Raw genomic sequence first — 24,415 nt, forward strand, 5'->3', positions numbered from 1 at the left:
ACCCTCGCAGGAGCCTCATGGAGCAATTTCGCAATATCGGCATCATCGGTCGCCTGGGCAGTTCGCAGGTGTTGGACACCGTTCGCCGTCTCAAACGTTTCCTCCTGGAGCGACACCTGCATGTGATCCTCGAAGATACCATCGCCGAAGTCTTGCCGGGCCATGGCCTGCAGACGTCGTCGCGCAAGATGCTGGGCGAGGTCTGCGACATGGTGATCGTGGTCGGCGGCGACGGCAGTCTGCTGGGGGCCGCCCGGGCCCTGGCGCGACACAATATCCCGGTGCTGGGGATCAACCGGGGCAGCCTGGGGTTCCTCACCGATATCCGCCCTGACGAGCTGGAAACCAAGGTCGCCGAGGTGCTGGATGGCCACTACCTGGTGGAAAACCGCTTCCTGCTGCAAGCCGAGGTCCGTCGTCACGCCGAGGCCATCGGCCAGGGCGATGCCCTCAATGACGTGGTGCTGCACCCCGGCAAATCCACGCGCATGATCGAATTCGAGCTGTACATCGACGGCCAGTTCGTCTGCAGCCAGAAGGCCGACGGCCTGATCGTCGCGACCCCGACCGGTTCCACGGCCTACGCGCTGTCGGCCGGCGGGCCGATCATGCACCCCAAGCTCGACGCTATTGTGATTGTGCCCATGTACCCCCATACCTTGTCTGGGCGACCGATTGTGGTCGATGGCAACAGTGAGCTGAAAATCGTCGTGTCCAAGGATATGCAGATCTACCCGCAAGTGTCCTGTGACGGCCAGAACCATTTCACCTGCGCGCCGGGTGACACCATCACCGTCAGCAAAAAAGCGCAGAAGCTGCGCCTGATCCATCCGCTGGATCACAATTACTACGAAGTCTGCCGGACCAAGCTCGGCTGGGGCAGTCGGTTGGGGGTGGAGGCGACTGATGCTCGATCCTGCGCGCAGTTACGATTTGATCGGTGACGTGCATGGATGCGCCCTGACCCTGGAACACCTGCTGGACCGACTCGGTTACCACAAGCAGGGTGGGGTCTGGCGGCATCCGTCGCGCATGGCTGTGTTCCTGGGGGACATCATCGACCGTGGCCCGCGGATTCGCGAGGCGCTGCACATCGTCCACGACATGGTCGTGGCCGGCCAGGCGCTGTGCATCATGGGCAACCACGAGTTCAACGCCCTGGGCTGGAGCACACCGGCTTTGCCCGGCAGCGGCCAGCGCTACGTGCGCGAACACACGCCTCGTCATGCTCGCCTGCTCAACGAGACCCTGACCCAGTTCGAGCAGCATCCCGGCGACTGGCATGACTTTCTCAAGTGGTTCTATGAACTGCCGCTGTTTGTCGACGCCGGCCGGTTCCGGGTGGTGCATGCCTGTTGGGATTCGGACCTGATCGAACCGCTGCGCGGCCTGTTCCCGGACGGTTGTGTCGACGAGCATTTCCTCCAGGCCTCGGCGCAACCGGGCAGTTTTGCCAGCACGGTGTTCGATCGTTTGCTGCGTGGCACCGACATGCGCCTGCCCCACGGCCTGACGCTGACCGGTGGCGATGGCCTGACTCGTTCGTTTTTCCGCACCAAGTTCTGGGAAGACGACCCGCAGACCTACGGCGACATCGTGTTCCAGCCCGACGCCTTGCCAGAACCGGTGGCCCGCACACCGCTGTCGCCGGATGAAAAAAACAACCTGCTGCGCTATGGCGTCCATGAACCGTTGCTGTTCGTCGGCCACTATTGGCGCAGCGGCAAGCCCGCGCCCATTCGCCCGAACCTGGCCTGCCTGGATTACAGCGCGGTGCTTTACGGCAAGCTGGTCGCCTATCGCCTCGACCAGGAAACCCGCCTGGATCCGCACAAGTTCGTCTGGGTCGATGTCGAGCGGCCGGAGGTGGTGCAGTGAGGCTGTCTGTCACGCGAACGCATTTTTTGAGGAAGTGCCATGGATGATTCGACGTTCGACCAACTGGAGGCCGCGCTCCTTGCCGCGCCCGGTAACGTCGCGCTGCTGACACTGCTGCTCAACGCCAGTGTCGAGCGCAGCGAGTACGCGCGCGGGCTTGAGTTGCTGCCTGCCGATCTTGAGCAATGGAGCGATGCCCAGGCCTTGAAAATGGCTGCGGCCGGGTTATGTATCGCCGCGGGCCAGGCGCAACGGGCCCTTCGCCTGATTGAAGGCGACGAGCCTGCTGCGCGGATGCTCAGGGCGCGCGCCTTTGCGGCCCTGGAGCAGATGAAGGAGGCCCAGGTGGAATACCGCGCCGCGGTGGATGCCAACCCGGCCCTTGAAGACATGGCGCTATGGCGTCGGTTGAACGTATCCGTGACCGACTTTTCAGCTGCGCAAGGGCGTCCGCGCTTGCGCGTGATCTCCAATGACAACACGGACCAGACCGAGGTCCGTCGACTGTTGATGCCGGAAAAGGAAGTCCTGTCCTTCGATGACATCGGTGGCCTGGACGAGCTGAAGAAAACCATCCACAAAAAAATCATCCTGCCATATCAGAAGCCCGGCCTGTTCCAGCGCTTTCGCAAGCGGGTCGGCGGTGGCGTGTTGCTCTATGGGCCTCCAGGGTGTGGCAAGACCATGCTGGCCCGGGCCACGGCCGGGGAGTGCAAGGCGACGTTCTTCAACGTGGCCATTTCCGATGTCCTGGACATGTACATCGGCGAGTCCGAGCGCAAGTTGCACGCGCTGTTCGAACAGGCCCGTGCCCAGGCGCCGGCGGTAATGTTTTTCGACGAGGTCGAGGCCTTGGGGGGCAAGCGCTCCAATACCCGGGATTCGACGTCTTCGAAGCTTGTCAGTCAGTTCTTGTCCGAGATGGACGGTTTTACCAAGGACAATCACGGCGTACTGATTCTCGCCGCGACCAACGTGCCTTGGTCGGTGGACTCGGCTTTCAGGCGTCCGGGGCGTTTTGACCGGGTACTGTTCGTGCCGCCGCCGGACCGGCCGGCCCGGGAAGCCATGCTCAAATTGATGATGCAAGGCCGTCCGATGGCCGAGGACATCGACTTTGCCTTCCTGGCGAAAAACACCTCGGGCTTTTCCGGTGCGGACCTGGGTGAGTTGGTGGAAACCGCCGCTGACGAAGCGATCGAAGAGTCCATCAGCGGCGCGAGCGAGCAACCGATCTGCGACCGACATTTCAAGCAGGCGCTCAAGGAAGTACGGGCAACCACCCTGGAATGGCTGACCACGGCGCGCAATTACGCGCGTTACGCCAATGAAGGTAACCAGTACGACGAAGTGCTGGCCTTCCTCGACAAACATGGGAAGGGCCGTTGATGGCGCAGTACGGTGGTTATCGCATTGAAGACGAACCGCGTCCGGGCGCTCTGGCCAAGTGGGCCGTCTCGCCTTTTTGGCCGTTGTTGGGGCTGATGCTGGGGGGCGCCTGGCTCGGCTTGCCGTGGTTTGTCTTCAACGCCATCGCGGTGGGCAGCCCGACCCGCGTACGTGAGTGGTTGCTGGCCGGCCTTTGCCTGGTGGGCAGCCTGGTCATCGGCGTGGTGCTGCTGCAATTGGTGGACGCCGGTTACATTCAGAACCAGGCGCAGATCCAATACGCCTTGTTGACCCTGGTGGTGTGGAAACTTGCCATCGGGTATCTGCTGTTCATGCAGCAAAATGCGACCATCGAGATCTACCAGTACTACGGTGGCGTGCTGAACCGCTTTGGCTTGCCCGTCGTGCTGGTTGGCGCTTTCGTGCTCAAGGGCATGGTCATCAAGTGGGTGCCTGCCACTCTCTGGTATCTGGTGGTGAGCTGATGAATACCGATTATCTGCTGCAACTGGCGTATCAACGCTTGCAGGCCGACCATTACGACGGTGCTATCGACGCGCTGCGCCAATTGCTGGCGAGCGATCCGGATTCGGCCGAAGCCCATGCGTTGCTGGCGGTATGCCTGATCAATCTGCGCCGCGTGCATGCTGCCAGGCGCGAGGTGCAGTTGGCGCTGGCAGCCGATGCACAACTGCCGCTCGCCCATTACGCCGCCGCCCAGGTTGCCATTGCCCTGCGCAAGTTCAAGCTGGCCCAGGAACACTTGACCCAGTTGCTGGACATGGAACCGCTCAATCCGGTCAATTACCGCACCCTGGCCGATCTTTACCAGTTGACCGGCCGTCTGGAGCAAAGCCGCGAGCCGTTGGAAAAAGCCCTGGAACTGGGGCCCGACGATGCGTCAAATCTGGTTGCCATGGCCCAGTTTTATCGTGCCAGCGGTGACTGGGGGAAGGCGCACCAGTTCGCCCGCCAGGCCTTGCAGGCCGAACCGGGGCATACCGGGGCCGTGGTGGTGCTTGGGCATCTGTTGTTGCGCGAAGGTGACGTCGAGGGCGCGCGTGAGCACGCCATCTGGGCCTTGCAGGAAAACGCCAATGACCGGGCCGCGCTGCACTTGCTGACCGCCGTCAAGGCCCGCAGCAGTCTGTTTTTAGGAACATGGTGGCGCTTCAACAGTTGGATGAGCGAGCGTAGCGCCAGTCGCGCCATTGTGGTGCTGTTGCTCATGTTCGTGGTCTATCGGGTGGTGGTCATCACCCTGACGGCCCAGGGCTACCCGCAGGTGGCCCAGGTGATTGACTGGTTGTGGCTGGGGTTTGCCGCATACACCTTTACCGCGCCACAGATATTCAGGCGCTCCCTGGAAAAAGAGCTGGCCCAGGTCAAGCTGTCCAGGGAATTCTAAATTAGCGGGTATCCACACGGCTGTCAGTCGTGCTTTGCCTTGGAAAACCACGACATTATTGGAGATTGCTTAACATGTCGTCTTTTGCAGAAATGATCGAGAACATCACACCCGATATCTACCGGAGCCTGAAACTGGCGGTGGAAATCGGTAAATGGGCCGACGGCAACAAACTCACCGCCGAGCAACGCGAACTGTCGTTGCAGGCGATGATCGCCTGGGAAATCCAGAACCTGCCCGAAGAGGAGCGCACTGGTTACATGGGCGCGCAGGAATGCCATTCGAAGTCCACTGAAGTGCCGAATATCCTGTTCAAGTCGGACGCCATCCATTGATCGAGATTGGCCGCGGTGCAATCAGCAAGATGTCGGCGCGCCTTGACGGGCCGACCGTTCAATACGCCTTTCGCCTGGGCGATGTCGAGGTGCCGGTCAATCCGTTGATCGGCAGCACGGTGCGCCTGGAGTACCTCGGTGCTATCCACTGCACCCACTGTGGACGCCGGACCAAGACCAGCTTCAGCCAGGGTTATTGCTACCCCTGCATGACCAAACTGGCCCAGTGCGACCTGTGCATCATGAGCCCCGAGCGTTGCCATTACGAGGCGGGCACCTGCCGCGACCCGGCCTGGGGCGAGCAGTTCTGCATGACCGATCATGTGGTCTACCTGGCCAATTCCTCGGGCGTGAAGGTCGGCATCACCCGCGCCACGCAATTGCCGACCCGCTGGCTGGACCAGGGCGCCAGCCAGGCGCTGCCGATCCTGCGGGTCGCCACCCGCCAGCAGTCGGGTTTTGTCGAAGACCTGTTCCGTAGCCAGGTGGCGGACAAGACCAACTGGCGCGCCTTGCTCAAGGGCGACGCCGTGGCGGTGGACCTACCGGCGATCCGCGACTCGCTGTTCGAAAGCTGCGCCCAGGGATTGCAGGCGTTGCAGGAACGATTCGGCCTGCAAGCGATCCAGACCATAGCGGACGTCGAACCCATCGAGATCCGTTATCCGGTGGAGCAATACCCGGCCAAGATCGTCAGCTTCAACCTGGACAAGAACCCGATCGCCGAAGGCACGCTGCTGGGGATCAAGGGCCAGTACCTGATTTTTGACACCGGCGTGATCAATATTCGTAAATACACGGCCTACCAGCTCGCCGTGCATCAGTAGAAGGATTCGACCTATGCGCACCGAACAACCGAAGATGATTTACCTGAAGGACTATCAGGCGCCCGAGTACCTGATCGATGAGACGCACCTGACCTTCGAGTTGTTCGAGGACCACAGCCTGGTCCATGCGCAACTGGTGATGCGCCGCAACCCCGAGCGCGGTGCCGGGCTGCCGCCGCTGGTGCTCGATGGCCAGCACCTGGAACTGCTCTCGCTCAAGCTCGACGATGCCGACCTGGGGCAGGGCGACTATCAACTGGACGACAGTCACCTGACCGTTCACCCCAAGGCCCAGGCCTTCACGGTCGACACCACTGTCCGGATCCACCCGGAAACCAACACCGCCCTGGAAGGTTTGTACAAGTCCGGCAGCATGTTCTGCACCCAGTGCGAGGCCGAAGGTTTCCGCAAGATCACCTATTACCTCGACCGCCCGGATGTGATGAGCAAGTTCACCACCACCGTGGTGGCCGAGCAGCACAGCTATCCGGTGCTGTTGTCCAACGGCAACCCGATTGCCAGCGGCCCCGGCGAAGACGGCCGGCACTGGGCGACCTGGGAAGACCCGTTCAAGAAGCCGGCCTACCTGTTTGCCCTGGTGGCAGGCGACCTGTGGTGCGTCGAAGACACCTTCACCACCCTGAGCGAGCGCACCGTAGCGCTGCGCATCTATGTCGAGCCGGAAAACATCGACAAGTGCCAGCACGCCATGACCAGCCTGAAGAAGTCGATGCGCTGGGACGAAGAGGTGTACGGGCGCGAGTACGACCTGGACATCTTCATGATCGTCGCGGTCAACGATTTCAACATGGGCGCCATGGAGAACAAGGGCCTCAATATCTTCAACTCCGGCGCCGTGCTGGCCCGCGCCGAAACCGCCACCGATGCCGCGCACCAGCGGGTCGAGGCGATCGTTGCCCACGAATACTTCCATAACTGGTCGGGCAACCGCGTGACCTGTCGCGACTGGTTCCAACTGTCGCTCAAGGAAGGTTTCACGGTGTTCCGCGACGCCGGGTTCTCGGCCGATATGAACTCCGCCACCGTCAAGCGCATCCAGGACGTGGCGTACCTCCGTACCCACCAGTTCGCCGAAGACGCCGGCCCCATGGCGCACCCGGTGCGTCCGGACAGCTTTATCGAGATCTCCAACTTCTACACCCTGACTGTGTACGAGAAGGGCTCGGAAGTGGTTGGCATGATCCACACCCTGCTGGGGCCTGAGGGTTTCCGCAAGGGCAGTGACCTGTACTTCGAACGCCACGACGGCCAGGCCGTGACCTGCGACGACTTCATCAAGGCCATGGAAGATGCCAACGGCGTCGACCTGGCCCAGTTCAAGCGCTGGTACAGCCAGGCCGGTACACCACGGCTGGCGGTGAGCGAGTCTTATGATGCCGCCGCCAAGACCTACAGCCTGACCTTCAGCCAGAGTTGCCCGCCGACCCCGGACAAGCAGGAAAAGCTGCCGTTCGTGATTCCCGTGGAGCTGGGCCTGCTGGACAGCCAGGGCGCTGAAATCCCTCTGCGCCTGGCCGGTGAAGCGGCGGCAGACGGCACGTCCCGAGTGATCTCGGTGACCGAAGCCGAGCAGACCTTCACCTTTGTCGACATCGCCGAACAGCCGCTGCCTTCGTTGCTGCGTGGTTTCTCGGCGCCGGTGAAGCTGAGCTTTCCGTACGACCGCGACCAGTTGATGTTCCTCATGCAGCACGACAGCGACGGCTTCAACCGCTGGGATGCCGGCCAGCAATTGTCGGTACAGGTGCTGCAGGAACTGATCGCCCAGCATCAGCAGGGCGCCAGCCTGGTGCTGGACCCGCGCCTGGTCAGTGCATTGCGCAGCGTGCTGTCGGACGAGTCCCTGGACCAGGCCATGGTCGCCGAAATGCTCTCGCTGCCAAGCGAAGCCTACCTGACGGAAATCAGCGAAGTGGCTGACGTCGAGGCGATCCATGCCGCCCGTGAGTTCGCCCGCCAGCAGTTGGCCGAGAACCTGTTCGAAGCCCTTTGGCTGCGCTATGCAGCCAACCGCGACCTGTCGAAGAAAACCCCTTATGTGGCCGAGGCCGAGCATTTCGCCCGTCGCGCGTTGCAGAACATCGCGCTGTCGTACCTGATGCTCACCGGCAAGCCTGAGGTGCTGAGTGCGACCCTGGAGCAGTTCGACTCCGCCGATAACATGACCGAGCGGCTGACTGCGCTGGCGGTGCTGGTCAACTCGCCGTTCGAAGCCGAGAAGGCCAAGGCGCTGGAAGTGTTTGCGGAAAACTTCAAGGGCAACCCGCTGGTCATGGACCAATGGTTCAGCGTCCAGGCCGGCAGCCCGTTGCCGGGTGGCCTGGCGCGGGTCAAGGCGCTGATGGAGCACCCGGCGTTCAATATCAAGAACCCGAACAAGGTGCGGGCGCTGGTGGGAGCGTTTGCGGGGCAGAACCTGATCAACTTCCACGCGGCCGACGGTTCGGGTTATCGCTTCCTGGCGGACCTGGTCATCCAGCTCAATGGCTTCAACCCGCAGATCGCCTCCCGGCAACTGGCCCCGCTGACTCGCTGGCGCAAATACGACAGCGCCCGCCAGGCGCTGATGAAGGCCGAACTGGAGCGCATCCTGGCATCCGGCGCGCTTTCCGCCGATGTGTTCGAGGTGGTGAGCAAGAGCCTGGCATAAACAGGCACTGCCTTACCTTTGTGGCGAGGGGATAAATCCCCTCGCCACATTCATCACCCTCACGAATGTCTTCTGATTCACCCTTGGCCGATATCCCCCCGGTTAACAAAAGATAACGTGGCGTCGATTGTCAGACCTTTCGAAAGCCCGATAGGATAGGTCTGCTTCCGAAGTGGCTCTAGATTGCAGGTTTCAGGACTATGCTCCAGGACTGGCAACGTACCAAGCCATAACAATAATAATGGGGGAAAGGTCTATGAATGAGCCTGTCATGGCTGTGGGCCGCAGCCGGCCGCCGATGCTGCGCAGAGTCGCGTTGCTGGCTTCGGCGCTCTCGCTGCTGGGCTCTGCGGTGTTGTCGGCACCGGTGATGGCTGTTGCGGCGTCGACGTCCGATGTCATCTATTCCGTCGAATCGGCCAAGGCCAGCAAAACCCTGATGCTCGATGTGGTCCACGCCGGCCAGCGCCTGGTGGCGGTCGGTGATCGCGGGCACATTGTCTATTCGGACGACCAGGGCAAGTCCTGGACCCAGGCCAAGGTGCCGACTCGCCAACTGCTCACGGCGGTATTTTTCGTCGATGACAAACACGGCTGGGCCGTGGGGCACGACGCGCAGATCCTCGCCAGCGATGACGGCGGCAGCAGCTGGACCAAGCAATTCGAAGACCTCACCCGCGAAGCACCCCTGCTGGACGTCTGGTTCAAGGATGCCAGCAACGGTTTCGCCGTGGGCGCCTACGGCGCACTGCTGGAAACCACCGACGGCGGCAAGCACTGGGAAGACGCCAGCGATCGCCTCGAAAACGAAGACCAGTTCCACCTCAATGCGATAGCCGCCGTGAAAGATGCCGGGCTGTTCATTGTCGGCGAGGCTGGCAGCATGTTCCGCTCCGCCGACTGGGGCCAGACCTGGGAAAAGGTCGAAGGCCCGTACGAAGGCTCGCTGTTCGGGGTCATCGGTACGGCCCAGCCTTCGACGTTGCTGGCCTATGGCTTGCGCGGCAACCTTTATCGTTCCACTGACTTCGGCGGCACTTGGGATCAGGTCGAGCTCAAGGCCGCGCGCGGTGCCCTGGAGTTCGGCCTGTCAGGCGCCACGCTACTGGCGGACGGTTCCATCGTGATTGTCGGCAACGGCGGCAGCGTCGTGCGCAGTACCGACGACGGCGAGACCTTCAGCGTGTTCAACCGCCCGGACCGAATTTCCGTGGCGGCCGTCACGGCGGCAGGCAACGGCAACCTGATTCTGGCGGGGCAAGGTGGCGTTCGTGCCACCACGTCCACCGGCGCCGAACTGAGCAAATGAGTCACGCCTGCAAGACGGGCACAAAAACAAGAAGGCGGACCCCATGAGCAGTCATCACCAAGACAAGGCGACGTTCCTCGAGCGCCTGATTTTCAACAACCGCCCGGCAGTGATCATCATTTGCCTGCTGGTCAGCATTTTCCTGTTCTGGCAGGCCACGCTGATCCGGCCGTCCACCAGTTTCGAAAAAATGATCCCCCTCGAGCACCCCTTCATCCAGAAGATGCTCGAGCACCGCAACGACCTGGCGAACCTGGGCAACACGGTGCGTATTTCCGTGGAGGCCACCAACGGCGACATCTTCTCCAAGGAATACATGGAGACCCTGCGTCAGATCCACGATGAGGTCTTCTACATCTCCGGCGTCGACCGTTCCGGGCTCAAGTCGTTGTGGAGCCCGAGCGTGCGCTGGACCGAAGTGACGGAGGAGGGCTTCGCCGGCGGCGAGGTGATCCCCCAGAGCTACAACGGTTCGGCCGACAGCCTCGATCTGCTGCGTAATAACGTGCTCAAGTCCGGCCAGGTCGGGCGCCTGGTGGCCAACGACTTCAAGTCGAGCATCATCGACATCCCGCTGCTGGAGTCCTATCCCGACCCGCAGGACCAGGGCAAATTGCTCGCCCTCGACTACCGGAAGTTTTCCCACGAGCTTGAAGACAAGATCCGCAACAAGTTCGAAGCCCAGAACCCCAACGTGCAGATCCATATCGTCGGTTTCGCCAAGAAGGTCGGCGACCTGATCGACGGCCTGGTCATGGTGGTGCTGTTCTTCGGCGTGGCTTTCGTTATCACCCTGATCCTGCTGTACTGGTTCACCAACTGCATGCGCAGTACCGTCGCGGTATTGACCACCACCCTGGTGGCGGTGGTCTGGCAACTGGGGCTGATGCATGCGGCCGGTTTCGGCCTGGATCCGTACTCGATGCTGGTGCCGTTCCTGATCTTCGCCATCGGCATTTCCCATGGGGTGCAGAAAATCAACGGCATCGCCTTGCAGTCCAGCGATGCGGACAACGCCCTGACAGCGGCGCGGCGCACCTTCCGGCAGTTGTTCCTGCCGGGGATGATCGCGATCCTGGCGGACGCCGTGGGTTTCATCACCTTGCTGATCATCGACATCGGCGTGATCCGCGAACTGGCCATTGGCGCCTCCATCGGCGTGGCGGTGATCGTGTTCACCAACCTGATCCTGCTGCCGGTGGCGATCTCCTACGCTGGCATCAGCAAGCGTGCGGTCGAGCGCAGCAAGAAAGACGCGACCCGCGAACATCCGTTCTGGCGCCTGCTGTCGAACTTCGCCAGCGCCAAGGTCGCGCCGGTGTCCATTGCCCTGGCGGTGATCGCCTTTGGCGGTGGGCTCTGGTACAGCCAGAACCTGAAGATCGGCGACCTGGACCAGGGCGCGCCGGAACTGCGTCCGGACTCGCGCTACAACCAGGACAACAACTTCATCATCAGCAATTACTCCACCAGCTCCGATGTACTGGTGGTGATGGTCAAGACCAAGGCCGAAGGCTGCTCGCGCTATGAAGCCATGGCCCCCATCGACGAGCTGATGTGGACGATGCAGAACACCGAGGGCGTGCAGTCGGCGATTTCCCTGGTGACCGTGTCCAAGCAGATGATCAAGGGCATGAACGAGGGCAACTTGAAATGGGAAACCCTGTCGCGCAACCCTGACGTGCTGAACAACTCCATCGCCCGGGCCGATGGCCTGTACAACAACAGTTGCTCCCTGGCACCGGTGCTGGTGTTCCTCAACGACCACAAGGCCGAGACATTGGACCGCGCGGTGAAGGCGGTGCAGGACTTCGCCAAGGAAAACAACCGCGATGGCCTGGAGTTCATCCTTGCCGCCGGTAACGCAGGCATCGAAGCGGCCACCAACGAGGTGATCAAGGCATCGGAGCTGACCATCCTGATCCTGGTGTACATCTGCGTGGCGACCATGTGCATGATCACCTTCCGTTCCTGGGCGGCGACGCTGTGCATCGTGTTGCCGCTGGTGCTGACCTCGGTGCTGGGCAACGCCCTGATGGCGTTCATGGGCATTGGCGTGAAGGTCGCGACCCTGCCGGTGGTGGCACTGGGCGTGGGGATTGGCGTGGACTACGGCATCTACATCTACAGCCGCCTGGAGAGTTTCCTGCGCGCCGGGTTGCCGTTGCAGGAGGCTTACTACCAGACGCTGAAATCCACCGGCAAGGCGGTGCTGTTCACCGGTTTGTGCCTGGCCATCGGTGTTTGCACCTGGATCTTCTCGGCCATCAAGTTCCAGGCGGACATGGGGTTGATGCTGACGTTCATGTTGCTGTGGAACATGTTCGGCGCGCTGTGGCTGCTGCCGGCGCTGGCGCGGTTCCTGATCAAGCCTGAGAAACTGGCGGGGCAGAAGGGTAATTCGTTGTTTGCGCATTGATCGACGGTAGAACCTGCCCAATGTGGGAGCGAACTTGCTCGCGATAGCGCTGTGACAGTCAATGAAGGTGTTGAATGTCAGTGCGCAATCGCGAGCAAGCTCGCTCCCACAGGTTTTTACAGCCTCGGTGGCGAGGTCAGCCTGATGCATCGCTGTCATCAGGCGCCAACGGCAAGAACTTGCTCTGTGCCATGAGCTTGCCGATTTTCCCTCGATGCACATTCACCACCGCGTAGGGGCTATCAGCCTTGGCGAGCAGCGAGTGATAGTCTTCCCTGCGTTGTGCCTTGGTTTTCAGGTGCGCGACGCTGTAGTCGGCTTTCGGCGTATCGATTTTTTCGTAGTGAAAATGCGCATACCAAAGGGGGAAGCCGTCCCGGTCGTTGATGGCATATTCCTGGAGGAAATCCTGGCGGGCTCCTTTCAAGGCCTTGCGTTCACCCAGTCGTGCAACTTGAACCAGGTCTTTTTCGAACAGGTACTGGAGGTTGCCGTCGGTGGGCGGCAGGTGCAGGCTCAGTTGGACACGCAGGGCGCTGCCCCTGGACGTCAGTCTGGAGATGGCCTCGGCCAACTGTCTACCCAGCGCTTGATCAGCCGCTGTGCGTGGCGTTTGTGAGGCGACGAAGGCCCTGTCGAGTTCTTCAGAAAGCGTGCGGAAGCGACTTGCCTCATTGTTCATGATCTCCTCGATTTCCTGAGGATGACGGCAACGCTTTTTATAGCTTTCAGCGCGGCGGAGACGTTTCTCCAGTTCCTCCAGCAGTGTTCGCGCATCGCCGTTTATCGCGTTGATCGATCGGGTCCTGGGGGCTGGAACCGGTCGGTGTACGTCGACAACGTCCCATACGTCGTCGTGACGCGAATAGGTGGCAAGCACCTGATTGTCGACTTCGGAGCGCAACTCGACGACTTCAATCGGCAAGGAGGTGCCGGCAGGTTTCAGGTCACCAATCAGAACGCCACTCCTGCGGGTCGTGATCACCTTTTTCTGAAGGCGCCCGGAGTGCGTCTTCGGGCGTTTGGGCGCACGCTTGCGCGGTGTCGGTTCGGGTTTGACTTCTGCCGCCAGTCTTCCGGAAGCGTCCTGGTACAGGCTGTCAAGCAGCGTGGCCAGCCTGTCGAAATAGGACTCGTTGATATCGTCGACATAAAGCGCCTTCATGCCCTGCAACGCGTCGAGGGCCTCGCCATAATGCTCGGTCAGGCTGGTCAGTACCTCAAGCTGCTCAGAGGCGGTCAGGTCGTACAGTTGCAGGTCAGCGTGGGAGCGCACCTGCTCGGCCAATGGCCTGACGATGCGATACAGGCTATCGGGCAAGCTGGTTTCGGGGTGTTTGATGGCCAGCATCGGCAGGGCGGCCAATTGCAGGGCCTTGGTGCCTATGACATTCCGTTCATTCTGCGGACGGCCGCGGGTCAGGCGTTCGAATGCCTGGGCTCCCACGGAATCCAGGTTCAATAGCTTCTCCAGGTACTCATCCTTGAGTTGCAGCCAATGGATGGCGCGATCATTGATGTCGCTCATGGCTTCAAGGAAGATCACGTAGCCCTGCATGTCGCGAACCACGGCTTCTTCCACAAACGTTCCGGAAAACTGCGGGTGAGCGGCATTCAGGGCCCGTTGATCCATCTCGACGACCAGGAAGGCCTTGCGGGCATTGTTGACCACATTCTCCATCAGCCCGCGGAGGCTTCCAGAGGGCAAGCCAATGCCCAGTCTTGCGCGCTCGGGCGCACTGTCCAGCAGTTTCAAATAGATGTCGGTCTGCTCGTTGAGCAGGTCATAAAACACTTTTCGTTTTGGCGCGCGCTGTTCCTCGGTATAGGCGTTTCCTTCCTCGAGCCGGGTCATCACTTGTTGGGCAATGTCCAGGGATCGTTGTCGTTCGTTCTCCTGGGCGAGGTAATTGTTCATTTCAGCGCTCAGCTCAATGGCTTTGTGGGCATTGAGGCGACGCTGGTCAGCCAGGCGCTTGGGCGGCGCACCGCCGCGCAGGCGCAAGCGCAGGTCAAGGGACCAGTTGCCGTCCAGGTCCGATTGCAGCGCAGGTCCGGTCTGTGTCGGGTCGAGCGGGTCGACAATCGTGGTGCTGCCGTCCGGGTCCGGGTTGACCGGGTACAGCCCGTCTTGCAGCAACGCGTGCCATTTGTTGGCGATCACGTACAAGCCCTTGAACGGGCCATTTCCAATCGGCTCAGGCAAGGCAGTCGGACGCGCCACCTGCATGCGTCGTATGCGGGTGCGTTGTTCCTGTGTCAGGTGACGGCGAGGGCTGCTGAAACTGAAGTCCAGCGACCTGCTGGGTTGTTCGCCAGGCAAGGCGACGGATCCTTCCAGAACGCTCGGCGAGGTCGGTTCGGGCCACTGCTGTGCAACGACACGTGGCGCGGGGGCACGCATCGCTTGGTCCTTGATCGATGCGGGCGTGACTGCGCGAACCGGTGCACGGACGGCGGGAAAATGGCTCACCAGCATGGCCAGGTTGACCAGCAAATCGACGGTGGCCAGCTCCCGCGTTGCCGGATCGTCACTGCTCAGGGCCGGGATATCTTGACTGGCGCTGGCCATCAGGCTCCATAGCCAGACGGTGGCCATGGCCGGGCCGCGCAGCAACGGAAACAGCAGTGTATTGAACAGCAGGCTGCCGCCCTTGAGTAACACCGCCCAGCGGCTTTCGCTGTTGGAGACAGAGTTGCGGTCGGCCTGGGTGACCAGGGCTCGGGCGTTGCAGCCGTAGAGGTACTGCATCAATTTGCCGTTGCGCAGGTATTGCAGCAGTTCATCGTTGCCGGCGTCGACGGCGAGCGTTGCCGGAACGGGCTTTTCGGGAACGCTGAACTCGTCGCCCTCGAAGAAACGCACGATGTGCGGTTCGAGGAAGCCGCCATTGGCATACACCGGGCGTGCGTCGTCGGACATCCAGGTCAGGACGCTGTTCTGCAAGTCTGCGGCGCTCACGACGGACTGCAACAGTGCCTGGCGCGTCGCAAACTCCAACAGCACGGGCGCGTACAGGGGGCGATACAACAGGTGCGGGCCCGTTCTGGCGTCCTGCGCCTCGACGATGAACATGTTGCTCACGAGGTCGGGCCGGGCCTGGGGCTTGCGCAGGAAGGCCAGGTGTCGAATGACCACGGGGCGACCGTCAACCTGTCGGTCCTCAGCATCGGGTTGCAGCAGGGCCTCGATCAGATGCAGTCCTTGGCGAGTCATGCCGTTTTTGTTGTCGAGCATTTGCTGCAGCGCCTCGAGCGGCAACTGCGCCGGGAGTTGTTCGGCGAACGTCCGTTGAAATGCCTGCGCTTGAGGCGAGTCGCTCAATAGGGCTTGTTGCAGGTAGCGCGGATAAACCGTGCCGATGTCGACCTGTTCGATCAGCCCGCCCCTTCGGGTAATGAAGTCCGGCGTCAACCAGGCAGGCAAGGCCAGACCCCGGCGATGACTGAGTTGCAGGTTGCCACTGGGGCGTGCGACGAGGTTGTCGATGGCCAGTTGCGTCAGGCTCATCGTTCTTTTCGCGCGGATGCCAACGGTCCCGGGGTATCCCGCCGAGACGGTGAACGTCAGTACCACATCGTCGGGTTGGTAGTGACTGGGTTGCACCTTGGCCGGGCTGCTGTCGTTAGTCTTGCCCATCTGCGTGAGCAACTCGTCTGCGGTAAAAGCCTTGATGTCGCTGAGTGCGGGACGTCCTTGAGTGCGTTGCTTGAGGCTGGCCAGTGCCAGGCTGCATCGCTGGAACGTTGCTCGATCGACGACGGAGGCTTTTTTCAGCCATTCGGGCAGCAACGGCCCGAGTCGTGCCGATGTTTCAGGCGTGAGGCGCGGCGCGTCGTGCAGATAGCGAGCGGGATCGCTCAGCTCGCTGTAGAGCGTCTTGAGGTCTGGCAGGCCGATTCGGGAGGGCAACTGTACCGCCTGCACATCGGCCAGTTGTTGCTCCAAGATCATGGCGGCCTGGGTGTCGAAGGCATGCCCGTCGATTTCGTAGCGTTGACAGGTCACGCTGTCGACGACATAGCGACTGGCGATCCGTTCGCCCCAATACCGGTTGAAGGCTTCCATCGACTCGAAGGACTGCACGGCGCTGCCGGGGCTGCAAAGCACAATGACGAGGCCGTAGCGAGTGTAATGGAGCAGCAGGATCTCGTTGCTGGGCAGCACGCTGTTGGAGGTGCCTTGGGTGACAGTGCTTTCCAGGCTGTAGGCGTAGACGGGCGGGACATTGTGGCTAAAGCGTTGTTCACGGTCCGGCCAGCGGACGATCTGGGCCAGGGTCTCGCGTGCCGGTTCGGTCAGTCCTGGCTGTTGCAGCCCCCGGATATGCAGCATGTTCTTGAGTGTGTCGCTGAGCCATTGCCAGCGGCTGGTGCGGACAGGGGCATCGGTTTGCGGGCGGGGGCCGATGTCAGCGTTCCAATAACGGGTCAGTGCGTCTTCCAGCCCGATTGGAGCGGTCGAGGGCAGTTCAAGCAGCAGTTTTTCGATGACCTGCATGTCGAGCTTTTCATCCCGTGGCCAAAGGCGCTGCGGCGGCGTGTCGGAGAGGTAGCAATCAAGATTTCCCCGGGGGCTGAAATCCACGGAGGTGCCGAGGGCCAGGTATTCGAGCACCCGCGGCATGAACGGTTGAAAGTGCCAGCCACGGGTGATCGCATTTGGTGTGGCCAATTGGGTCTTGGCGAGATCGATGGTCAGCGAGGGGTATCTGGCCTTGATGGCCTGTTGGAGCATTTGTTGCGCGACTTGCTCGAAGGTCGGGCGGTCGGCGAATGACTGGCTGACGGTTTGCGCAAGGGCAGAGGGGCTGTCAGCCGGGGAGGGCGAGGTCATAAGAAGTCCTTTTCCTGAGCTCATGGCCGTCGGGATGACGACGAGTCAAGTATCGACCTCCTGTTTTCCTGGTGTGCGGTATATAGCTACTGCCCGGTTGAGCGCGCGTTGTGGCAGGCCTGGTAGTCGCTGCCGTAGGCTGCGATCCGTTCGCTTGGGATTCAATGGGCAGGGGAAAGATCGCAGCCTCGTTGCACTCGGCAGCTCCTGCGGGGCTCAGGCTGGATCGTTGCCCAGTACCACATTCAGCGCGCTGCGGGCATCGTCCAGTTGCACCAGCGTGGCATGGCGGGCACCGAGGGCGTCGCGGTTCTCGATGGCGGTGAGGATCGCCTTGTGTCGCGGCATCGCCAGTTCATGCAGGTTGGGCCGCTGGTTGGAATGCTTGAGCGCTTCGGCGATGGCCACTGACAACATGTTGCAGAGGTTGGCGAGCAGGTCGTTGTGGGTGGCGTCGGCGATGCGGCTGTGAAAGTCCAGGTCCGGTTGCAGCACGGCCTCGGGGGTCGGGGCCGCTTCCATGCGCTGGTAGGCCTCGCGGATGGAAGCGATGTCGTCCTCGTTGGCGAACTGTGCGGCGAGGGCGGCGGCGGCCGGTTCGATGATGCTGCGCACGCTGGTCAGCAGGTTGAAGAATTCATTCTGCGGGCTGCTCTGCATCAGCCAATGCAGCACATCCGGGTCGAGCATGTGCCACTCCCGCCGAGCCTTGACCACCGTGCCCACGCGCGGGCGCGAATACACCAGGCCCTTGGCGACCAGCACTCGCGTGGCTTCGCGCAGCACCGGGCGGCTGACCGCATACTCTTCGCACAGCAAGGCTTCAGCGGGCAGTTTGTCGTCCGGTTTGAAGCGCCCGGAAACGATCTGCATGCCCAGTTCCTGGACGATGCGCGCGTGCATGCTTTTGCGGTCGGAGGGTTTACGGTAATCCATGGGATGCGGCGCGATCCTGTGCGAGGGGAGTGCTGCGCATGATAGCAGGCGCGGCGATGGCGGGTCGCTAATGCGATTTTTGATTTGGATACAGATCCATTGTGGGAGCGAGCTTTTTGTGGGAGCTGAGCTTGCTCGCGATAGCGGTGTCACAGACAACAGAGATGTTGACTGGAAGGGCCTCATCGCGAGCAAGCTCAGCTCCCACAAAAGCTTGCTCCCACAGAGGCTTGCTTCCACAGGGGGATGGGTGGGGTCAGTGGGAGTGGCGTGGCACCTCGGCGCCGCGGCAGCCGACCAGGAAGTCGAAGTCACAGCCCTGGTCCGCTTGCAGCACGTGGTCGATGTACAACTGCCGGTAACCGCCCACCAACAGGTTCTGCGGTGGCGGCAGGTCTGCCAGGCGCGCCGCGAGTTCGGCGTCCGGGATGTCCAGGTGCAGGCGGCCGCTGGCGCAATCGAGTTCGATCCAGTCGCCTTCCTTCACCGCCGCCAGAGGTCCGCCGGCGGCGGCTTCCGGTGCCACGTGCAGGACCACGGTGCCGTAGGCGGTGCCGCTCATGCGGGCGTCGGAAATCCGCACCATGTCCGTCACGCCCTGGGCCAGTAGCTTGGCCGGCAAGCCCATGTTGCCCACTTCGGCCATGCCCGGATAACCCTTCGGCCCGCAGTTTTTCATCACCAGGATCGAGTTGGCGTCCACGTCCAGTTCCGGGTCGTTGATCCGTGCCTTGTACTCGTCGAAATTCTCGAACACCACCGCGCGACCGCGATGCTGCATCAGTTCGGCGGTGGCGGCGGACGGCTTGAGCACCGCACCCAGTGGCGCCAGATTGCCGCGCAGCACGCAGATACCGCCGTCGGCGCGGATCGGGTTGTCCAGGGTGCGAATGACTTCGTCCTGGCCGTAGATCGGTGCGTCCTTGGTGTTCTCGCCGAGGCTCTTGCCGTTGACGGTCAAGGCGTTCGGATGGGGAATCAGGTTGGCTTCGCCGAGGCGACGCAGCACGGCGGGCAGGCCACCGGCGTAGTAGAACTCTTCCATCAGGAAGCGCCCGGACGGCTGCAGGTCGACGATGGTCGGCATGCCGCGACCGATGCGGGTCCAGTCGTCCAGGTCCAGCTGCACGCCGATGCGACCGGCAATGGCCTTGAGGTGGATCACCGCGTTGGTCGAACCGCCGATGGCCGCATTGACGCGGATGGCGTTTTCGAACGCTTCCTTGGTCAGGATCTTCGACAGTTTCAGGTCTTCACGGACCATTTCCACGGCGCGCATGCCGGACATATGGGCCAGCACATAGCGCCGTGCGTCCACGGCCGGAATCGCCGCGTTGTGCGGCAGGGAAGTACCGAGGGCTTCGGCCATGCAGGCCATGGTCGAGGCGGTGCCCATGGTGTTGCAGGTGCCGGCCGAGCGGGACATGCCACCCTCGGCCGCGAGGAAATCGTCAATGGTGATGGTGCCGGCCTTGACCTGTTCGCTCAATTGCCAGACCACGGTGCCCGAGCCGATGTCCTGGCCTTTGTGCTTGCCGTTGAGCATCGGCCCGCCGGTAACGACGATGGCCGGTACGTCACAACTGGCGGCACCCATCAGCAGGGCGGGGGTGGTCTTGTCGCAACCGGTGAGCAGCACCACGCCGTCAATCGGGTTGCCGCGAATCGCCTCTTCCACGTCCATGCTCGCCAGGTTGCGGGTCAGCATGGCGGTGGGGCGCAGGTTCGATTCGCCGTTGGAGAACACCGGGAATTCCACCGGGAAGCCCCCGGCCTCGATCACTCCGCGCTTGACGTGTTCGGCGATTTGCCGGAAGTGCGCGTTGCACGGCGTCAGCTCCGACCAGGTGTTGCAGATGCCGATGATCGGCTTGCCGTGGAACTGATGGTCGGCGATGCCCTGATTTTTCATCCAGCTGCGGTACATGAAGCCGTTCTTGTCGGCGGTGCCAAACCATTGGGCCGAGCGCAGGGAGGGTTTCTTATCAGACATGATCGATTCTCTTATTGTATGACTATATTGTTCTAGCTGAAGCGTAACATAAGCGCAATTTGTGCGGTTTGGAAGTGTTGTTGGGTAAATAGTATTACTATATAGTCCGATTCAATGGAGGGATTGTCCTGGCGGTCATTCGCGAGAGAAATCCCCCGAGGTTCCATAACAACAACAATCGGAGACCGGTCCCATGAGCCAGGAATTGCGGCTTATACGTCGCATCACGCTGAAACTGATTCCCTTCCTGATCCTGCTGTACCTGATCGCCTACGTGGACCGCTCTGCGGTGGGCTTTGCCAAGCTGCACATGGGCGCCGACCTCGGTATCGGCGACGCCGCCTACGGCCTGGGTGCTGGGCTGTTTTTCATCGGTTATTTCCTGCTGGAGATCCCCAGCAACCTGATGCTGGAGCGCTTCGGTGCCCGGCGCTGGTTCGCGCGGATCATGATCACCTGGGGCGCCATCACCATCGGCATGGCGTTCGTACAAGGCCCGCATAGCTTCTATGTGATGCGCTTTTTGCTCGGCGCGGCCGAAGCCGGGTTCTTCCCGGGCGTGCTGTACTACATCACCCAGTGGTTCCCGGTGCGCCATCGCGGCAAGATCCTCGGCCTGTTCATTCTTTCCCAACCCATCGCGATGATGATCACCGGCCCCGTGTCCGGTGGCCTGCTGGGCATGGATGGCATCCTTGGCCTGCACGGCTGGCAGTGGCTGTTCATGGTCATCGGCCTGCCAGCGGTACTGTTGACCTGGCCGGTGCTGCGTTACTTGCCGGACGGCCCGCAACAAGTGAAATGGATGGACCAGGCCGAGAAGGACTGGCTGACCGGTGAACTGAAAAAAGACCTGCAGGAATACGGCCAGACCCGCCACGGCAATCCGCTACATGCCCTGAAGGACAAGCGTGTCCTGCTGCTGGCGCTGTTCTACCTGCCGGTGACCTTGAGCATCTACGGCCTGGGCCTGTGGTTGCCGACGCTGATCAAGCAGTTCGGCGGCAGTGACCTGGTGACTGGCTTCGTATCGTCGGTGCCATACACCTTCGGCATCATCGGTTTGCTGATCATTCCCCGCAGCTCCGACCGCTTGAACGACCGCTACGGTCACCTGGCCGTGTTGTACGTGCTGGGCGCCATCGGCCTGTTCCTCAGCGCCTGGTTGTCGGTGCCGGTGTTGCAATTGGCGGCGCTGTGCCTGGTGGCGTTCGCGCTATTTTCCTGCACGGCGGTGTTCTGGACCTTGCCGGGGCGTTTCTTTGCCGGCGCCAGTGCGGCGGCGGGTATTGCGCTGATCAACTCGGTGGGCAACCTGGGCGGCTACATCGGCCCGTTCGTGATCGGTGCGCTGAAGGAGTACACCGGCAACCTGGCCTCGGGGCTGTATTTCCTGTCGTGTGTGATGGTGTTCGGCCTGGTGTTGACCGGCGTGGTCTATCGCCTGCTGGAGCGCAAGCATGTGCTGCCGGCGGATCAGTTCGCCGCCAGCGCCCGTGGGGCGACACGTACCTGAGGTCACTGTGGGAGCGAGCTTGCTCGCGATGACGATCTGACAGTCGACATCTGGGGTAAATGTAAGACTGCTATCGCGAGCAAGCTCGCTCCCACAAGGGACGCACCGAATTCAAGTTTTGCTTACAAGGAGAAAGATATGCGTTTAGTTCAGTTCGAATTGAGTAACGGCGAACGCCGCGTCGGTGTGGTCGAGGGCGATCAGGTGCGCGAAGTGCAGGGCGCTCGCACCGTGCGTGACCTGGCGCTGGCGGCTATCGAAGCGGGCGTGAAGCTTGAGCAGCAGGTCAATAGCCTGGGCCTGGGGGCGAGCCATGACTACGCCCGGTTGCTCAGTGACCTGCGCATCCTGCCGCCACTGGACCACCCGGACCCGGCGCACTTGTTGGTCAGCGGCACCGGCCTGACCCACCTGGGCAGCGCCTCGGCCCGGGACAAGATGCACCAGCAGGCTGGCGACGAAGCGGCCATGACCGACACCATGCGCATCTTCAAGTGGGGCGTGGAGGGCGGCAAGCCCCAGGCCGGGCAGGCTGGCGTGCAGCCGGAATGGTTCTACAAGGGCGACGGCAGCATCGTTGTCCGTCCGGGTCATCCGTTCCCGTTGCCGCCCTTTGCCGAAGACGCTGGCGAGGAGCCGGAAATCAGCGGCCTGTATGTCATCGGCCACGACGGCAAGCCCTATCGCCTGGGCTTTGCCGTGGGCAACGAGTTTTCCGACCACGTGATGGAGCGCAAGAATTACCTGTACCTGGCCCATTCGAAATTGCGCAGTTGCAGTTTTGGCCCGGAACTTCGCGTGGGTGAACTGCCTCAACATCTGTCCGGGACCAGTCGTATCCTGCGCAACGGCGAAGTGCTGTGGCAGAACGAATTCCTCAGCGGCGAGGCGAACATGTGCCACAGCCTCGAAAACCTGGAATTCCACCATTTCAAGTACAGTCAGTTCCTGCGACCGGGGGATGTCCACGTTCACTTCTTCGGCACCGCGACCCTGTCGTTCGCCGATGGCATCCGCACGCAGCCGGGGGATGTGTTCGAAATCAGCCAGGCTGAATTCGGCGCGCCGCTGGTCAACGGTATTGCCCCGGTGGACGCGGTGTTCAACCCGGGTACTATCGGCACACTTTAAAGGAGACTTGCGATGAACCAGATCCTTGGCCACAACTACATCGGCGGGGCGCGCAGCGCAGCCGGCCAGACTCGCCTGCAGAGCGTCGACGCCAGCACCGGCGAGGCCTTGCCCCATGACTTCGTCCAGGCCACGGCAGAAGAAGTCGACGCCGCCGCCAAGGCCGCGGCGGCGGCTTATCCAGCCTACCGCAGCCTGAGTGCGGTGCGCCGGGCCGAGTTCCTCGAGGCCATTGCCGATGAGCTGGACGCCTTGGGCGATGCGTTCGTGGCCGTGGTCTGCCGTGAAACCGCGCTGCCGGCGGCACGGATCCAGGGCGAGCGCGGTCGTACCAGCGGCCAGATGCGTCTGTTCGCCAAGGTCCTGCGTCGTGGCGATTTCTACGGTGCACGCATCGACCGGGCGTTGCCTGAGCGCACGCCGTTGCCCCGTCCGGACCTGCGCCAGTATCGCATTGGTCTCGGGCCAGTGGCGGTGTTCGGCGCCAGTAACTTCCCCTTGGCATTCTCCACCGCCGGTGGCGACACTGCGTCGGCCCTGGCGGCCGGTTGCCCGGTGGTGTTCAAGGCCCACAGTGGCCACATGGCGACCGCCGAGCACGTGGCCGATGCGATCATCCGCGCGGCTGAAAAGACCGCGATGCCGGCGGGTGTGTTCAACATGATCTACGGCGGTGGCGTTGGCGAATGGCTGGTCAAGCATCCGGCGATCCAGGCCGTGGGGTTCACCGGTTCCCTCAAGGGCGGGCGTGCCCTGTGCGACATGGCGGCCGCACGGCCGCAGCCGATCCCGGTGTTTGCCGAAATGTCGAGCATCAACCCGGTGATCGTGTTGCCACAAGCGCTGGAAACCCGTGCCGAGAGCGTCGCCCGCGACCTGACCGCCTCGGTGGTGCAGGGCTGCGGTCAGTTCTGCACCAACCCTGGCCTGGTGATCGGTATTCGTTCGCCGCAGTTCACCGCCTTCACCCAGCAGGTGGCGGCGTTGATCGGCGACCAGGCGCCCCAGACCATGCTCAACGCCGGCACGTTGCAAAGCTACGGCAAGGGCCTGCAGAAGTTGCTGGCTCACCCGGGCATCGAGCATTTGGCCGGGCGCGAGCAGCAGGGCAACCAGGCCCAGCCGCAGTTGTTCAAGGCTGACGCCAGCCTGCTGATCAACGGTGACGAAGCGCTGCAGGAAGAAGTGTTCGGCCCGACTACGGTGTTTGTCGAAGTCGCGGACCAGGCGCAACTGAGCGCCGCGCTGCACGGCCTGCACGGGCAACTGACGGCAACGATGATCGGCGAGCCAGCGGACTTCGAACGGTTCAGCGAACTGACTCCGTTGCTGGAGCAGAAGGTTGGCCGCATCCTGCTCAACGGTTATCCGACCGGGGTGGAGGTGTGTGATTCGATGGTGCACGGCGGGCCTTACCCGGCGACGTCCGATGCCCGTGGTACGTCGGTGGGCACCCTTGCGATCGATCGTTTCCTGCGTCCGGTGTGCTTCCAGAACTATCCTGACAGCCTGTTGCCCGAGCCGCTGAAGAATGCCAACCCGCTGGGGATCCTGCGGTTGGTGGATGGCGTGCCGGGGCGCGAGGCGCTCTGACGGTTGCGGTGAGGCCGTTACATTCAAGTTGAATGTGCCGGCCTCATCGCGAGCAAGCTCGCTCCCACAGGGGGGCTTTGGTGAGTACAGAGTTTGTGTTCGCTGAAAATCCAACTGTGGGAGCGAGCTTGCTCGCGATGGCGGTTTTGCAGGTGACACCGTTTTCGACCCTT

16 protein-coding genes are annotated in these 24,415 nt (G+C 62.0%); 13 read left to right on the forward strand and 3 right to left on the reverse strand.

Annotated features, from left to right (window positions below):
• Positions 1–17 precede the first annotated feature (17 nt).
• The 10 genes from AB4O22_RS09025 (at position 18) to AB4O22_RS09070 (ending at position 12,236) form a co-directional block, all read left to right on the forward strand.
• On the forward strand, positions 18–944 hold the full coding sequence (locus AB4O22_RS09025; protein WP_460106683.1) for an NAD(+) kinase: 927 nt from the start codon (positions 18–20) through the stop codon (positions 942–944).
• On the forward strand, positions 904–1,878 hold the full coding sequence (locus AB4O22_RS09030; protein ID WP_200893678.1) for a metallophosphoesterase: 975 nt from the start codon (positions 904–906) through the stop codon (positions 1,876–1,878). The genes AB4O22_RS09025 and AB4O22_RS09030 overlap by 41 nt, the downstream gene beginning before the upstream one ends.
• 39 nt (positions 1,879–1,917) lie before the next feature.
• Positions 1,918–3,267, forward strand: coding sequence for an ATP-binding protein (locus tag AB4O22_RS09035; RefSeq protein ID WP_043042393.1), 1,350 nt, complete (start codon positions 1,918–1,920; stop codon positions 3,265–3,267).
• Positions 3,267–3,752 (forward strand): hypothetical protein, encoded by a 486-nt coding sequence (locus AB4O22_RS09040; protein WP_043042394.1) that lies wholly within the window; start codon positions 3,267–3,269, stop codon positions 3,750–3,752. Before AB4O22_RS09035 ends, AB4O22_RS09040 begins: the two co-directional genes overlap by 1 nt.
• Positions 3,752–4,675 (forward strand): tetratricopeptide repeat protein, encoded by a 924-nt coding sequence (locus tag AB4O22_RS09045; RefSeq protein ID WP_043042396.1) that lies wholly within the window; start codon positions 3,752–3,754, stop codon positions 4,673–4,675. Before AB4O22_RS09040 ends, AB4O22_RS09045 begins: the two co-directional genes overlap by 1 nt.
• 74 nt (positions 4,676–4,749) lie before the next feature.
• Complete coding sequence (locus AB4O22_RS09050; protein ID WP_043042398.1) at positions 4,750–5,010, forward strand: YeaC family protein; 261 nt, start codon at positions 4,750–4,752, stop codon at positions 5,008–5,010.
• Positions 5,007–5,837, forward strand: a complete 831-nt coding sequence (locus AB4O22_RS09055; protein ID WP_043042400.1) for a DUF2797 domain-containing protein — start codon at positions 5,007–5,009, stop codon at positions 5,835–5,837. Before AB4O22_RS09050 ends, AB4O22_RS09055 begins: the two co-directional genes overlap by 4 nt.
• A 13-nt stretch (positions 5,838–5,850) precedes the next feature.
• Entirely contained in the window at positions 5,851–8,508 is a 2,658-nt protein-coding gene (gene pepN, locus AB4O22_RS09060) for an aminopeptidase N (RefSeq protein WP_043042402.1), read from the forward strand.
• Positions 8,509–8,764: 256 nt separating this feature from the next.
• On the forward strand, positions 8,765–9,817 hold the full coding sequence (locus tag AB4O22_RS09065; RefSeq protein WP_028237622.1) for a WD40/YVTN/BNR-like repeat-containing protein: 1,053 nt from the start codon (positions 8,765–8,767) through the stop codon (positions 9,815–9,817).
• A 43-nt stretch (positions 9,818–9,860) separates the two neighbouring features.
• A complete protein-coding gene (locus tag AB4O22_RS09070; protein WP_043042404.1) occupies positions 9,861–12,236 on the forward strand; it encodes an efflux RND transporter permease subunit in 2,376 nt (791 codons plus the stop codon).
• A 136-nt stretch (positions 12,237–12,372) separates the two neighbouring features.
• On the opposite strand, the gene AB4O22_RS09075 is transcribed toward AB4O22_RS09070, so the two are convergent.
• The 3 genes from AB4O22_RS09075 to AB4O22_RS09085 all read right to left on the reverse strand — a co-directional run bounded on the left by AB4O22_RS09075 (position 12,373) and on the right by AB4O22_RS09085 (position 20,002).
• Entirely contained in the window at positions 12,373–17,073 is a 4,701-nt protein-coding gene (locus AB4O22_RS09075) for a dermonecrotic toxin domain-containing protein (protein ID WP_460096150.1), read from the reverse strand.
• Between the two features lie 216 nt (positions 17,074–17,289).
• Positions 17,290–18,009: a FadR/GntR family transcriptional regulator gene (locus AB4O22_RS09080; protein WP_003202686.1), complete on the reverse strand. Its 720-nt coding sequence runs from the start codon at positions 18,007–18,009 to the stop codon at positions 17,290–17,292.
• Between the two features lie 256 nt (positions 18,010–18,265).
• A complete protein-coding gene (locus AB4O22_RS09085; protein WP_003202685.1) occupies positions 18,266–20,002 on the reverse strand; it encodes an IlvD/Edd family dehydratase in 1,737 nt (578 codons plus the stop codon).
• 193 nt (positions 20,003–20,195) lie between these two features.
• Between AB4O22_RS09085 and AB4O22_RS09090 the strand changes: the two genes are divergently transcribed.
• The 3 genes from AB4O22_RS09090 to AB4O22_RS09100 all read left to right on the forward strand — a co-directional run bounded on the left by AB4O22_RS09090 (position 20,196) and on the right by AB4O22_RS09100 (position 24,242).
• Positions 20,196–21,518, forward strand: coding sequence for an MFS transporter (locus AB4O22_RS09090; protein WP_460096151.1), 1,323 nt, complete (start codon positions 20,196–20,198; stop codon positions 21,516–21,518).
• Between the two features lie 138 nt (positions 21,519–21,656).
• Positions 21,657–22,649 carry an AraD1 family protein gene (gene araD1 / locus AB4O22_RS09095; RefSeq protein WP_013693558.1) on the forward strand — a complete coding sequence of 331 codons (993 nt, stop codon included), beginning with the start codon at positions 21,657–21,659 and terminating at the stop codon, positions 22,647–22,649.
• A gap of 12 nt (positions 22,650–22,661) precedes the next feature.
• On the forward strand, positions 22,662–24,242 hold the full coding sequence (locus tag AB4O22_RS09100; RefSeq protein ID WP_003202679.1) for an aldehyde dehydrogenase (NADP(+)): 1,581 nt from the start codon (positions 22,662–22,664) through the stop codon (positions 24,240–24,242).
• Positions 24,243–24,415 lie beyond the last annotated feature (173 nt).

Source organism: Pseudomonas sp. S3_B11 (assembly GCF_054667715.1).

What these genes read in the sequence shown, in the direction of transcription:
- AB4O22_RS09045 (WP_043042396.1), top strand. Translation starts at nt 3,752, where the DNA reads ATGAATACCGATTATCTGCTGCAACTGGCGTATCAACGCTTGCAGGCC.
- AB4O22_RS09035 (WP_043042393.1), top strand. Translation starts at nt 1,918, where the DNA reads ATGGATGATTCGACGTTCGACCAACTGGAGGCCGCGCTCCTTGCCGCG.
- AB4O22_RS09075 (WP_460096150.1), bottom strand. Translation starts at nt 17,073, where the DNA reads ATGACCTCGCCCTCCCCGGCTGACAGCCCCTCTGCCCTTGCGCAAACC.
- araD1 (WP_013693558.1), top strand. Translation starts at nt 21,657, where the DNA reads ATGCGTTTAGTTCAGTTCGAATTGAGTAACGGCGAACGCCGCGTCGGT.
- AB4O22_RS09070 (WP_043042404.1), top strand. Translation starts at nt 9,861, where the DNA reads ATGAGCAGTCATCACCAAGACAAGGCGACGTTCCTCGAGCGCCTGATT.
- AB4O22_RS09025 (WP_460106683.1), top strand. Translation starts at nt 18, where the DNA reads ATGGAGCAATTTCGCAATATCGGCATCATCGGTCGCCTGGGCAGTTCG.
- pepN (WP_043042402.1), top strand. Translation starts at nt 5,851, where the DNA reads ATGCGCACCGAACAACCGAAGATGATTTACCTGAAGGACTATCAGGCG.
- AB4O22_RS09100 (WP_003202679.1), top strand. Translation starts at nt 22,662, where the DNA reads ATGAACCAGATCCTTGGCCACAACTACATCGGCGGGGCGCGCAGCGCA.
- AB4O22_RS09065 (WP_028237622.1), top strand. Translation starts at nt 8,765, where the DNA reads ATGAATGAGCCTGTCATGGCTGTGGGCCGCAGCCGGCCGCCGATGCTG.
- AB4O22_RS09050 (WP_043042398.1), top strand. Translation starts at nt 4,750, where the DNA reads ATGTCGTCTTTTGCAGAAATGATCGAGAACATCACACCCGATATCTAC.
- AB4O22_RS09040 (WP_043042394.1), top strand. Translation starts at nt 3,267, where the DNA reads ATGGCGCAGTACGGTGGTTATCGCATTGAAGACGAACCGCGTCCGGGC.
- AB4O22_RS09090 (WP_460096151.1), top strand. Translation starts at nt 20,196, where the DNA reads ATGAGCCAGGAATTGCGGCTTATACGTCGCATCACGCTGAAACTGATT.
- AB4O22_RS09085 (WP_003202685.1), bottom strand. Translation starts at nt 20,002, where the DNA reads ATGTCTGATAAGAAACCCTCCCTGCGCTCGGCCCAATGGTTTGGCACC.
- AB4O22_RS09080 (WP_003202686.1), bottom strand. Translation starts at nt 18,009, where the DNA reads ATGGATTACCGTAAACCCTCCGACCGCAAAAGCATGCACGCGCGCATC.